11 protein-coding genes are annotated in these 12,003 nt (G+C 65.8%); 6 read left to right on the top strand and 5 right to left on the bottom strand.

What is annotated here, in order from left to right:
* Positions 1–66: 66 nt before the first annotated feature.
* Positions 67–1,203, top strand: a complete 1,137-nt coding sequence (locus tag FHS28_RS15200; RefSeq protein ID WP_088451946.1) for a PilT/PilU family type 4a pilus ATPase — start codon at positions 67–69, stop codon at positions 1,201–1,203.
* 88 nt (positions 1,204–1,291) lie between these two features.
* On the top strand, positions 1,292–2,194 hold the full coding sequence (locus tag FHS28_RS15205) for an NAD(P)-dependent oxidoreductase (protein WP_088451948.1): 903 nt from the start codon (positions 1,292–1,294) through the stop codon (positions 2,192–2,194).
* A 149-nt stretch (positions 2,195–2,343) separates the two neighbouring features.
* On the opposite strand, the gene FHS28_RS15210 is transcribed toward FHS28_RS15205, so the two are convergent.
* From FHS28_RS15210 to FHS28_RS15220, 3 genes are all read right to left on the bottom strand, one after another.
* Positions 2,344–2,964 (bottom strand): BON domain-containing protein, encoded by a 621-nt coding sequence (locus FHS28_RS15210; RefSeq protein ID WP_088451950.1) that lies wholly within the window; start codon positions 2,962–2,964, stop codon positions 2,344–2,346.
* A 61-nt stretch (positions 2,965–3,025) separates the two neighbouring features.
* Entirely contained in the window at positions 3,026–3,595 is a 570-nt protein-coding gene (locus FHS28_RS15215) for an SIS domain-containing protein (RefSeq protein ID WP_088451952.1), read from the bottom strand.
* A gap of 26 nt (positions 3,596–3,621) precedes the next feature.
* Complete coding sequence (locus tag FHS28_RS15220; protein WP_088451954.1) at positions 3,622–4,005, bottom strand: YraN family protein; 384 nt, start codon at positions 4,003–4,005, stop codon at positions 3,622–3,624.
* Here FHS28_RS15220 and rsmI point away from each other — a divergent pair.
* From rsmI to htpG, 4 genes are all read left to right on the top strand, one after another.
* Complete coding sequence (rsmI, locus tag FHS28_RS15225; protein ID WP_375140758.1) at positions 3,998–4,942, top strand: 16S rRNA (cytidine(1402)-2'-O)-methyltransferase; 945 nt, start codon at positions 3,998–4,000, stop codon at positions 4,940–4,942. The genes FHS28_RS15220 and rsmI overlap by 8 nt on opposite strands.
* A gap of 87 nt (positions 4,943–5,029) precedes the next feature.
* Positions 5,030–6,493: a metalloprotease TldD gene (gene tldD, locus FHS28_RS15230; RefSeq protein ID WP_088451958.1), complete on the top strand. Its 1,464-nt coding sequence runs from the start codon at positions 5,030–5,032 to the stop codon at positions 6,491–6,493.
* A gap of 317 nt (positions 6,494–6,810) precedes the next feature.
* Entirely contained in the window at positions 6,811–7,950 is a 1,140-nt protein-coding gene (locus tag FHS28_RS15235; protein ID WP_088451960.1) for a 3-deoxy-7-phosphoheptulonate synthase, read from the top strand.
* Positions 7,951–8,098: 148 nt separating this feature from the next.
* Entirely contained in the window at positions 8,099–10,000 is a 1,902-nt protein-coding gene (gene htpG, locus FHS28_RS15240) for a molecular chaperone HtpG (protein WP_088451962.1), read from the top strand.
* A gap of 54 nt (positions 10,001–10,054) precedes the next feature.
* On the opposite strand, the gene FHS28_RS15245 is transcribed toward htpG, so the two are convergent.
* Positions 10,055–11,074 (bottom strand): serine/threonine protein kinase, encoded by a 1,020-nt coding sequence (locus tag FHS28_RS15245; RefSeq protein ID WP_088451964.1) that lies wholly within the window; start codon positions 11,072–11,074, stop codon positions 10,055–10,057.
* A gap of 56 nt (positions 11,075–11,130) precedes the next feature.
* A complete protein-coding gene (locus tag FHS28_RS15250) occupies positions 11,131–11,982 on the bottom strand; it encodes a DUF2726 domain-containing protein (RefSeq protein ID WP_088451966.1) in 852 nt (283 codons plus the stop codon).
* Between the last annotated feature and the right edge of the window lie 21 nt (positions 11,983–12,003).

The raw sequence follows: 12,003 nt of genomic DNA on the forward strand, positions 1-12,003 counted from the left end.
CACCGATCTTTCGCTGATCTTCCGCTCATCTCTCGCATCGGCCCACGGGCCGACAGGACCGCTTTTATGGAACGCGACCAGGCTACCAAGTTCATCAACGACCTGCTGCGCCTGATGGTGTCGCGCAAGGGTTCCGACCTGTTCCTCACCGCGGATTTCCCGCCCGCCATCAAGGTGGACGGCAAGGTGACCAAGGTGTCGCCGCAGCCCCTGACTGCGCAGCACACCCTGCAGCTGGCCCGTTCCATCATGAACGACAAGCAGGCGGCGGACTTCGAACGCACCAAGGAATGCAACTTCGCCATTTCCCCGCAGGGCATCGGCCGCTTCCGGGTGAATGCCTACATCCAGCAGGGCGCCGTGGCGCTGGTGCTGCGGACGATTCCGGCCACGCTGCCCACCATTGAATCGCTGGACCTGCCCCCCATCCTCAAGGAAGTGGTGCTGACCAAGCGCGGCCTGGTCATCCTGGTGGGTGCCACCGGTTCCGGCAAGAGCACCTCGCTGGCCGCGATGATCGACCATCGCAACGAAACCACCTACGGTCACATCATCACGATCGAAGACCCGGTGGAATTCGTGCATCCGCACAAGAACTGCATCGTCAGCCAGCGTGAAGTCGGGCTGGACACCGAGGGCTGGGAGTCGGCCCTGAAGAACACCTTGCGTCAGGCGCCGGACGTCATCCTGATGGGCGAAATCCGCGACCGCGAGACCATGGAACATGCAGTGGCCTTCGCTGAAACCGGCCACCTGTGCATGGCCACGCTGCACGCCAACAGCGCCAACCAGGCGCTGGACCGGATCATCAACTTCTTCCCGGAAGAACGCCGCGCCCAGCTGCTGATGGACTTGTCGCTGAACCTGAAGGCGCTGGTGTCGCAACGCCTGCTGCCGCGTCAGGAAGGCAAGGGCCGGGTGGCTGCGGTGGAAATCCTGCTGAACACGCCGCTGATCTCCGACCTCATCTTCAAGGGTGAAGTGGGCGAGATCAAGGAAATCATGAAGCGCTCGCGCGAGCTGGGCATGCAGACCTTCGACCAGGCGCTGTTCGACCTGTACGAGTGGGGCCGCGTGACCTATGAAGATGCGCTGCGCAACGCGGACTCGGTGAACGACCTGCGCCTGCAGATCAAGCTCAACAGCGAACGCGCCCGCAGTGGTGATCTGTCCTCTGGCACGGAGCATCTGTCGATCGTCTGAGCCTGGGCGATTTCGGTTGTGCCGTCATCGCGCGTGACGGCACGTCACAATGGAGGCTCCCTTCTTTCCTTCAGGACGGACCCCTCCCATGAGCAGCATCGGCCAGCGCAGCTACACCCCCACGCCTTCCCAACGCGTCGCCTTCCTCGGTCTTGGCGTCATGGGCTTTCCCATGGCCGGCCATCTGGCCCAGGCGGGGCTGCAGGTGACGGTCTACAACCGTTCGCCGGCCAAGGCCCAGGCCTGGGTCGCTGAATTCGGCGGTGCCAGTGCCCCCACGCCGCGCGAAGCGGCGCAGAACGCGGATGTGGTGTTTGCCTGCGTGGGCAATGACGCGGACCTGCGCTCGGTGGTGCTGGGCGAGGACGGCGCCTTTGCCGGCATGAAAGCCGGCGCCATCTTTGTGGACCACACCACCGCGTCCGCCGAAGTGGCGCGAGCGCTGCATGCCGAGGCGAAGTCGCGCGGCCTTCATTTCGTGGATGCGCCGGTGTCCGGTGGACAGGCCGGTGCGGTCAACGGTGCCCTGACCATCATGTGCGGCGGAGATGCTGCGCCCTTTGACGCCATCCAGCCGCTGGCGCTTCACATGGGCAAGGCGGTGACGCGAGTCGGCGAAGCCGGCGCCGGTCAACTGGCCAAGATGGTCAACCAGATCTGCATTGCCGGCATCGTGCAGGGCCTGTCGGAAGCCATCGCCTTTGGTCAGCGCAGCGGCCTGCCGATGGAGCTGGTGCTGGAGGTCATCGGCAAGGGCGCTGCGCAAAGCTGGCAGATGGACAACCGTGGCAAGACCATGGTGACCGACAAATTCGATTTCGGCTTTGCCGTGGACTGGATGCGCAAGGACCTGGGACTGGTGCTGGACGAGGCGCGCCGCAATGGCGCCCGCCTGCCGCTGACCGCCCTGGTGGATCAGTTCTATGCGGACGTGCAGCAGATGGGCGGCGGCCGGATGGACACGTCCAGCCTGATCAAGCGTTTGAAGTAACACGCACGGGCCACGCGACCCGCAGCGCTGGTCCGCCGCGCAAGCGCGCCACATCCGAATCAGCAGGCGCAGCAGCGGCCATAGGGACAGGCACCAACAACAGCGGCGGCCCGGGGGCCGCCGCTGGGGGATGCCATCGCCGATGCGCGTTACTGCTTCGGTGCCGACGGGCGGATGTTGGCCAGTTCCGCTTCGCTGATGATTTCCATCGCACGGACCACCTTCTTCACACCATTGACGCCCCGGGCAATGTCAGTCGCGCGGCTGGCTTCGCGTTCGGTGACGCGGCCCATGATGTAGACGTTGCCGCGCTCCACCACCAGGTAGAAAGCGTTGGAGACGAGGTCCTTGGCATCCACCAGGCTGGCCTTCACCTTGGTGTTGATGGCCACGTCATTGGCCCGGCTCGACAGCGAGCTGAGCATGCCCACGCCCACTTCATTGAGCACCGTGCCCACGTTTTCCACGCTGCGGGCGATGGCTTCGACCGCGGCGCGATCCTCGTCATTGCGGGTCTCGCCGGTCAGCAGCACCATGCGGTTGTAGCTGTTGACATTGATGTGCACGCGATCACCCAGCTGCTCGCGGATGCGGTTGGACGTCTTGAGTTCGATGCCCTGGTCTTCCAGCTGGGTGCCGGAGGTGCGGCGGTCGGTCACGACCAGCGCGCTGCCTGCGGCGCCGGCCAGCACCAGGGGCACGCAGGCAGTCTGCAGCAGGCTGGCAGCGACGGCGCCAGCCAGAATCAGGGCTCGGGTAGGGGTGATCATGCAAGGTCCTCGGGGATGAGCACAGGGGGAAAAAGTTCGATCGAAGCGGCGGCGTGCGCCGTCATTCGGCAGCGCCGAGCAGCTGCACATCAATGGCATCGGCCAGGCAATGCGAGAGCAAGCGGTGTGCCTCCGCCACGCGCGCGAAGCGACTGTGAGGCACGCGCAGCTGCACGTCTGTATCCAGAAGCGTCGACTTCCAATCGTCGTCCTGGGTGCCGCTGAGTGCGATGACACTCATCTCCTGCGCATGCGCCACCTGGAGCAGGGCGCCGGCGGCGCCGCTGCCCTGGCATTCGAAGAGCAGCAGAAGGTCGCCGGGGTGGCCCAGCGTCTGGATCTGCCGCATCAGGGCGGAGGCCGGATCGGGATAGCCCTGCGCCTGAGCGTCCAGCGCCATGACGGCCAGCCCGGGGCGCTCCTGTTCGAAGCGGCCGGCGAGCAGCGCAGCGGCGTAGGACGCGTCTGCCGCGGAGATGCCCAGGCCCGCGCACCAGACGCGGCCGCCGGCGGTGAGGGCATCGACCATCATCTGCGCGGCCACGGCGAGCGGGCGCGCGAGGTTCTCGGCGACCTGATAGAGCAGGTCCGCGCTTTCGAAGAATTGTTGTTGTATGCGTTGTTCCAACATCGCGTCATGATAACGGGGCCCCCGGCTCACCAACCTTGCGCGTCGAAGGCCGCAGGTAACCACTCGATGTGGTCGCCGTCGATGGCAACGACATCGAATCGGCAGGGCGGGGGCGTGGGCAGGTCGCAGAGGTAGTGACTGGCGGCATAGATGAGCCGACGCTGCTTGGTGCGGGTCACGCTGGCTGCTGCACCGCCATGTGCCGCACGGGTGCGGTTGCGGACTTCGACGAAGACCAAGGTGCCGTCCACAGCACGCATGATCAGATCGATCTCGCCGCCGCGTCCCGTCGGCCCGCGCGCCACTCGATAATTGCGCATGACCAGCCGCAGACCGCGGCCCAACAGAAATTCCAGCGCACGCGCTTCGGCGTCGTCCCCCAGCGCCTTTGTGGAGAGCTTCTTGAACATCCCGTCATCTCCTTCGGCATCCCTGGCCACCCAGATGAGCGAGGCCGCCGCCGCTGCCGCCGGACAGCAGCAATATCCGGCCGGGACGCTCTATCTGGTCGCCACGCCCATCGGCAACCTCTCCGACATCACCCTCCGCGCCATCCATCTGCTGTCCCTCGTTGACGCCGTGGCCTGCGAAGACACCCGGGTGAGTGCCCAGCTGCTGCGCTGGCTGGGCCTGCACAAACCGCTGGTGGCCCTGCATCAGCACAACGAGCAGTCCGCCGCGCAAGGGCTGATCGACCGCCTCCGGAACGGGGAACGCATCGCCTACGTGAGTGATGCCGGCACGCCCGCCGTGTCGGACCCCGGCGCCGTGCTGGTGGCCGCGGCCCGCAGCGCCGGCATCCGCGTGCTGCCGCTGCCGGGCGCCAGCAGCACGGTGACGGCCGTGAGCGTCGCCGGGGACACCCAGGCCCAGGGCTTTCGCTTCGCCGGTTTCCTGCCAACCAAGGCCGCCGAGCGGCGCACGGCCGCCGCCGCCCTGATCAGTCAGCCGCACAGCGTGGTGCTGTTCGAAGCACCGCACCGCATCCGTGACGTGCTGGACCTGCTGGCCGAACTGGCCCCGGACCAACGGCTCACCATCTGCCGCGAACTCACCAAGCAGTTCGAGACCGTCCACACCGCCCGCTGCGCCGAACTGCCGGCCTGGATGCAGGCCGATGCGCAGCGCGAGCGCGGTGAGTTCGTGCTGGTGCTGCATGCCGCGCCGCCCCAGGACGATGGCGGGGAGCTCCCTGCCGAGGCGCAGCGGCAGCTGCGGGTGCTGATGCGGGAACTGCCGCTCAAACAGGCGGTGAGCCTGGCGGCGGAGCTCAGCGGTTCGCCGCGCAATGCCCTGTATCAGCAGGCGCTGGCCTGGAAGTCGGAGGCGGATGAGGCGCAGGGGTGACAAGGTCGCCCTACGCCCGGAATGGGTAAATAAGGGGGACGAAAAACGGGCGATGCGCTGCAAGCCCTGGCTGCCTACAATCAGCCCATGATTTCGCGCGAACCCACCCTGGCCCGTCTGGTCACTGCCCGTGCCCAGCTGTTGGAACCTTTCGGCCTGACCGATGCCTCGCTGTCCCAGGCGCTGCGCCTGATCACCGAGCATCGCGTCGATGACGCCGATCTTTATTTCCAGACCACCCGCGCCGAGGGATGGAGCCTGGAAGAGGGCATTGTCAAAAGCGGCAGCTTCTCCATTGACCAGGGCGTCGGTGTGCGCGCCGTGGCGGGTGAAAAAACCGCTTTCGCCTATTCCGATGACATCTCTGAAGCCGCCCTGCTGGACGCCGCCCGCACGGTGCGCGCCATCGCCAGCGCCGGCCAGAGCAAGCGGGTGAAGGTGCCGTCCGAACCGGTGGTGGCCCCCAGCCGCGCGCTGTATGGAGACGCCGATCCCATCGCCAGCCTCGACAGCACCGAAAAGGTGGCCCTGCTCGAGCGCACCGAACGTCTGGCCCGCGCCAAAGACCCGCGCATCGCGCAGGTGATGGCTGGTCTGGCGGCCGAACATGAAGTGGTGCTGATCGCCCGGGCAGACGGGACGCTGGCCGCCGACGTGCGTCCGCTGGTGCGGCTGTCCGTCACCGTCATCGCTGAAAGCAATGGTCGGCGTGAAGTCGGCTCCGGCGGCGGCGGCGGCCGGTTCGGCCTGGCCTATTTCACCGACGAGATGATTGCCTCCTATGTGGATCAGGCCGTCACTGCCGCGTTGACCAACCTCGAATCGCGTCCGGCGCCGGCCGGCGAGATGACCGTGGTGCTGGGCCCGGGCTGGCCCGGCGTGCTGCTGCACGAGGCGGTCGGTCACGGTCTGGAGGGCGACTTCAACCGCAAGGGTTCCAGCACCTTCGCAGGGCGCATCGGCCAGCGGGTGGCCGCCAAGGGGGTCACCGTGCTGGACGACGGCACGCTGCCCGACCGCCGAGGTTCCCTCAATGTGGACGACGAAGGCTGCGCCTCCCAGCGCAATGTGCTGATCGAGGACGGCATCCTCAAGGGCTACATCCAGGATGCGATGAATGCGCGCCTGATGAAGGTGGCGCCCACCGGCAATGGCCGCCGCGAAAGCTACGCCCACCTGCCGATGCCGCGCATGACCAACACCTACATGCTGGGTGGCGACAAGACGCCGGAAGAAATCATCGCCAGCATCGACAAGGGCCTGTACGCCACCAACTTTGGCGGCGGCCAGGTGGATATCACATCCGGCAAGTTCGTGTTCTCTGCCAGCGAAGCCTGGTGGGTGGAAAAGGGCAAGCTGCTCTATCCGGTCAAGGGCGCCACCCTGATCGGCAATGGCCCGGACGCGATGAACCGTGTCTCGATGATCGGCAACGACATGAAGCTGGACACCGGCGTGGGTGTCTGCGGCAAGGAAGGCCAGAGCGTTCCGGTCGGCGTCGGCCAGCCCACACTGCGCATCGACGGCATCACGGTCGGCGGCACGGCTTGACGGATTGCGCGCCCCGTTCCCTCCCGAAGCCTGCCTCAAGGCGTTCCGGCGGGACGTGGTGCGCCAGTCACACCGGCCCTGTGCAGGGGCCTTGACGGGCCCTGAAGGTCCGAGGCACTATCAGTCCATGCGTTTCGTCGGCAAGTTTTATTTTGCTTTCTTTTGGTTCTCGCACCGCCCCGGCGGAGGAGAGGCGAACGCATAAGCAAGCGCCAAGAATCCTCAAAAAACCGCCGGGTCTCACCACCCGGCGGTTTTTTTTCGTCCCTTGACTCCTCCCCCCTTCACCCCTCCATCCAGACACGAAAGCCTGACTCATGAATGCCAAGTCCCAACACCCTTACGGAAGCGCTCAGGAGGCGGAGCGCTGGTATTCGCCGCAGGACAAAACGAGCCAAACCGACGACGAACGCATTCTGGATATCACGCCCTTGCCGCCCCCCGAACACCTCATCCGCTTCTTCCCCATCCGTGGCACGGCCATGGAACAGCTGGTGGTGGGCACCCGGCAGCGCATCCGGCGCATCATCGAGGGGCAGGACGACCGGCTGCTGGTGATCATCGGCCCGTGCTCCATCCATGACCCGGCGGCGGCGCTCGAATACGCCCGCCGTCTGGTGGCCCAGCGTGACCGGTATGCCGACACCCTGGAGATCGTGATGCGGGTCTACTTCGAGAAGCCGCGCACGACGGTGGGCTGGAAGGGGCTGATCAACGACCCCTACCTCGATGAAAGCTACCGCATTGACGAAGGCCTGCGTATTGCGCGCCAACTCTTGCTGGACATCAATCGCCTGGGCGTACCGGCGGGCTCGGAGTTCCTGGATGTGATCTCGCCGCAGTACATCGGCGATCTGATTTCCTGGGGGGCCATCGGCGCCCGCACCACCGAAAGCCAGGTGCACCGCGAGCTCGCCTCCGGCCTGTCGGCACCGATCGGCTTCAAGAACGGCACCGACGGCAACATCAAGATCGCCACCGATGCCATCCAGGCCGCCGCCCGGCCGCATCACTTCCTGTCGGTGCACAAGAATGGCCAGGTGGCAATTGTCGAGACGGGGGGCAATCCGGACTGCCATGTCATCCTGCGTGGCGGCAAGACGCCCAATTACGACGCCCAGAGCGTCGGGGCCGCCTGTGCCGACCTGGCGGCGGCGCAGCTGCCCACCCGACTGATGGTGGACTGTTCCCATGCCAACAGCAGCAAGAAGCATGAGCGGCAGCTGGATGTGGCCCGGGACATCGCCGGCCAGATCCGTGAAGGCAGCCGCCAGATCTTCGGCGTGATGGTGGAGAGCCATCTGCAGGGCGGTGCCCAGAAGTTCAGCCCCGGCAAGGACGATCCGTCCCAGCTGGAATACGGCAAGAGCATCACCGACGCCTGCCTGGCCTGGGATGACTCGCTGGAGGTGCTGGAGGTGCTGAGCCAAGCGGTGGCTGCGTCGCGCCAGGGGTAAGCGCGGCCGGCGACCGCCATCGCCGGATGCATCCCTGCGGCGCCGGCCGGCCCGTTGATCCTCTCTTGCGCGGGGCCCTCTTGAAAAAGCCGGGCCCCGCCTCATCTGCTGTGCCATCCACAATCCTGCAACGGCATACCGAAAAGAGATGGACAAGCAAACCCATTCGTTCCAGGCCGAGGTCAAGCAGATCCTGCATCTGGTGACCCATTCGCTCTATTCCAACAAGGAAATCTTCCTGCGGGAGCTGGTCAGCAATGCCTCCGACGCCTGCGACAAGCTGCGTTTCGAGGCGCTGGACAACGCCGCCCTGTTCGAGGACCAGCCGACGCTGGAAATCCGGGTGTCGTTTGACGCCGATGCCCGCACCGTGACCATCAGCGACACCGGCATCGGTCTGTCGGCCGAAGAAGCCATTGCGCATCTGGGCACCATTGCCAAGAGCGGCACTCGCGAATTCATGGCGCGGCTGGAAGGCGACCAGAAGAAGGACGCCAACCTCATCGGCCAGTTCGGCGTCGGTTTTTATTCCGGCTTCATCGTGGCCGACCGCATCACCGTCGAGTCGCGCCGTGCCGGCCTGCCCGCCGACCAGGGCGTGCGCTGGACGTCCGAAGGCACGGGTGACTTCGAAGTCGAAACCATCACCAAGCCGGGCCGAGGCACCAACGTCATCCTGCATCTGCGGGAAGGCGAAGATGAATTCCTGAAGACCTGGCGCCTGAAGTCGGTCATCAGCAAGTACTCCGACCACATCTCCCTGCCGATTCTGATGCGCAAGGAAGAGTGGGATGCGGACAAGGCCGAGCAGGTACTCAAGGACGAGTGGGAGCCGGTAAACAAAGCCTCCGCCCTGTGGACGCGCAGCAAGAGCGACATCACCCAGGACGAGTACGACAGCTTCTACAAGCAGATCAGCTACGACACCGAAGCGCCGCTGGCCTTCACCCACAACCGGGTGGAAGGGCGTAGCGAATACACGCAGCTGCTCTACATCCCGGCCAAGGCGCCGTTCGACCTGTGGAACCGCGACAAGCGCGGCGGCGTGAAGCTCTATGTGAAGCGTGTCTTCATCATGGACGATGCCGAAGCGTTGATGCCGGTGTACCTGCGCTTCGTCAAGGGCGTGATCGACTCGGCCGACCTGCCGCTGAACGTCAGCCGCGAGCTGCTGCAGGAGAGCCGCGATGTGAAGGCCATCCGCGAAGGTTCGACCAAGCGGGTGCTCTCGATGCTGGAAGCCCTGGCCAACAGCGAAGACGTGTCCGACAAGGACAAGTACGCCCGGTTCTGGAAGGACTTCGGCCAGGTGCTGAAGGAAGGCGTCGGCGAAGACGCGACCAACCAGGAGCGGCTGGTCAAGCTGCTGCGTTTTGCTTCGACGCATGCCGACGAAGGCGTGAGCTTCCAGGACTACGTCAGCCGGATGAAGGAAGGCCAGGAGGTCATCTACTACATCACCGCCGACAGCCTCGCGGCCGCCAAGAACAGCCCGCAGCTGGAAGTCTTCCGCAAGAAGGACATCGAAGTGATGCTGCTGGTGGACCGGGTGGACGAGTGGATGCTCTCCCACCTGTACGAGTTCGAAGGCAAGTCGCTGCAGTCGGTGGCCAAGGGTTCGGTGGACCTGGGCCAGCTGCAGGACGAAGAGGAAAAGAAGAAGGCCGAGGAAGCTGCCGAGGCCTTCAAGCCGATGCTGGAGAAGCTCAAGTCCGCCCTCGAGGGCAAGGCCAAGGACGTCCGGGTGACCACCCGTCTGGTGGATTCACCGGCCTGCATCGTGGTGGAAGAGGGCGACATCAGCGGCCACCTGGCGCGCATGCTGAAGCAGGCCGGCCAGACGGCGCCGGTGTCGCAGCCGACGCTGGAAGTGAACCCGGACCATGCGCTGGTGCGCAAGCTCGGGGACATCAGCCAGCAGGACGGCGACAGCGATCGCTTCAAGGATCTGGCGCTGGTGCTGTTCGACCAGGCGTTGCTGGCGGAAGGCGGCTCGTTGGAAGATCCGTCCGCCTATGTGAAGCGCGTCAACGCGCTGCTGCTGGGCTGACGCGGGACGCGCCGCAGCGGCCGCTGCAACGGCGGCCGCTGTTCGGTCGTGCCGTCAGTCCCAGCGGGGCATGCCGGAGGCCTTTTCGGCCTCCGTCTGCATCGCGTCCAGCTGCTCACGCAGCTTGACCACCTGATCGCTCCAGTAGTTGGGCGTTCCGAACCAGGGGAAGGCCAGCGGAAACGCCGGGTCGTCCCAGCGGCGGGCCAGCCAGGCGCTGTGGTGGATCATGCGCTGGGTGCGCAGCGCTTCGATCAGCCGCAGCTCGCGCCAGTCGAATTCCCGCACGCTTTCATAACCGTCCAGCAGCGCATCCAGCTGCTGACGCGCGGCGTCCGGTTCCCCGGACAGCATCATCCACAAGTCCTGGACCGCAGGGCCTTGCATCGCATCGTCCAGGTCGACGAAGTGCGGGCCGCGGTCGGGTGTCCACAGCAGGTTGCCGGGATGGCAGTCCCCGTGCAGGCGCAGGCTGCGCACGGTGGGATGCTGGTCGAAGGCTGCCTGGATGGCGTCGATGCAGCGCTGCGCGGCGTCGTGCCACTGCGGCGCGACATCCGGGGCCAGCACGTCATGGTTGCGCAGCCAGTCGCGAGCGTCTCGCGCCGGCTGTGCGCTGTTCCAGGACACCCGGTGAACAAACGGCTGCCGCTGGCCGGCCTCATGCAGGCGGGCCAGGAAACGACCGATCCAGCGCAGCACCTCCGGATCTTCCAGTTCCGGCGCGCGTCCGCCCTGGCGCGGAGACACGGCGAAACGGACGTCGTCCATATGGGCCAGTGTGGTGCTTTGTCCGTCCACCTCCAGCATCATCGGCGCCACCACCGGCACTTCGGCATCCACCAGCTCGCGGGCGAACTGATGCTCCTCCAGGATCTGCGCATCGGTCCAACGGCCGCCGCGATAGAACTTGGCGACGACCGCACTGCCATCTTCAAGGTAGGCCTGGAGCACGCGGTTCTCGTAAGAGTTCAGCTGCAGCAGGCGGCCGTCCGGACGCAGACCGGCATGCTCCAGCGCATCGAGCATGCGCTCCGGGGTGAGGTGGCCGAAACCGGCCGTGGGTGAGGTCATCAGAAAAGCAAAACGGCGCTCTCGCGCCGTCGGTCCGGTGGGCAGAAGCTGCTAGCTTAGCGCCGCAGATGCCGCGGCGTGTCGACCACCACGCCGGCAATGTCGTGATCGGTGTCCTCACTGAACTGGGAGTCCAGGGGGGACAGGGACGAATCCCCTCCGACGTTGCCACGCGGCCGGTAGCCCCGCACGCGCGGTTCGCCGGAGACTGAATGGCCGTCCCCCGTGCCGCCCAGACCGTCCATGCGACTGTCCGGGGCGAAGAAGGAGTCGCTGAATACCGACGAATCGTTCCACAAGGTGTTGCGGCCCGGCACCCGGCGCTGGCCGGTACCGCCGGCGTTGCCCGCCGATACGCTGGCTGCAGCAGCGGCGAGCGACGCACTGCGGCTGGCGCTGCGCGGCTGCGGACCGCGCGAGCTCTGGTTGCTGTAGGGCACCAGCAGCTGCAACTCGGACACGGTGGGCATGTGGTCCGGTGTGGTGCGCAGGTAGCGGATGCGGCAGGCTCCCATCACTTCCTGCTTGATCTGCAGGCTGCGGGCGCTGCCGGCACGCTGGGTGTCCAGATCCACGGCGGCCAGCACCCGACCATTGGGACTGCAGATGGCAAAGTTGACGCTGATGCCGCCCAGCAGGTCATACCAGTAACGTACTTCCTTGGCCTCGGTCGGCTGGCAAAAACGCACCAGGGGCAGCTTGGCCATGATCACATGGTGCGGCAGCGCTTCTCGCAGCAGCCGGAACACGCGGCGTTCGTCAGCGCTGAAGACGGGGCGTGCCGTCAGCGACCATTCGGTGGGCAAGGCTTTGCGCCGCTGCGGACGACGCAGCAGCAGGACGGCCGTCAGACCCAGTCCGACAGCGCCTCCGACGCCTGCAACGACCCACGGCAAAGTATTGAGCATGTCCCGATCATTCGAAAATCT

Origin of the sequence: Roseateles terrae (assembly GCF_014192155.1) — a bacterium.
GTDB classification, from domain to species: Bacteria; Pseudomonadota; Gammaproteobacteria; order Burkholderiales; family Burkholderiaceae_C; genus Roseateles; species Roseateles terrae.

Excerpts from the sequence above, each read along its gene's own strand:
- FHS28_RS15215 (WP_088451952.1), bottom strand. The coding sequence starts at position 3,595 with ATGTTGGAACAACGCATACAACAACAATTCTTCGAAAGCGCGGACCTG.
- FHS28_RS15210 (WP_088451950.1), bottom strand. The coding sequence starts at position 2,964 with ATGATCACCCCTACCCGAGCCCTGATTCTGGCTGGCGCCGTCGCTGCC.
- tldD (WP_088451958.1), top strand. The coding sequence starts at position 5,030 with ATGATTTCGCGCGAACCCACCCTGGCCCGTCTGGTCACTGCCCGTGCC.
- FHS28_RS15200 (WP_088451946.1), top strand. The coding sequence starts at position 67 with ATGGAACGCGACCAGGCTACCAAGTTCATCAACGACCTGCTGCGCCTG.
- FHS28_RS15250 (WP_088451966.1), bottom strand. The coding sequence starts at position 11,982 with ATGCTCAATACTTTGCCGTGGGTCGTTGCAGGCGTCGGAGGCGCTGTC.
- FHS28_RS15235 (WP_088451960.1), top strand. The coding sequence starts at position 6,811 with ATGAATGCCAAGTCCCAACACCCTTACGGAAGCGCTCAGGAGGCGGAG.
- FHS28_RS15205 (WP_088451948.1), top strand. The coding sequence starts at position 1,292 with ATGAGCAGCATCGGCCAGCGCAGCTACACCCCCACGCCTTCCCAACGC.
- htpG (WP_088451962.1), top strand. The coding sequence starts at position 8,099 with ATGGACAAGCAAACCCATTCGTTCCAGGCCGAGGTCAAGCAGATCCTG.
- FHS28_RS15220 (WP_088451954.1), bottom strand. The coding sequence starts at position 4,005 with ATGTTCAAGAAGCTCTCCACAAAGGCGCTGGGGGACGACGCCGAAGCG.
- FHS28_RS15245 (WP_088451964.1), bottom strand. The coding sequence starts at position 11,074 with ATGACCTCACCCACGGCCGGTTTCGGCCACCTCACCCCGGAGCGCATG.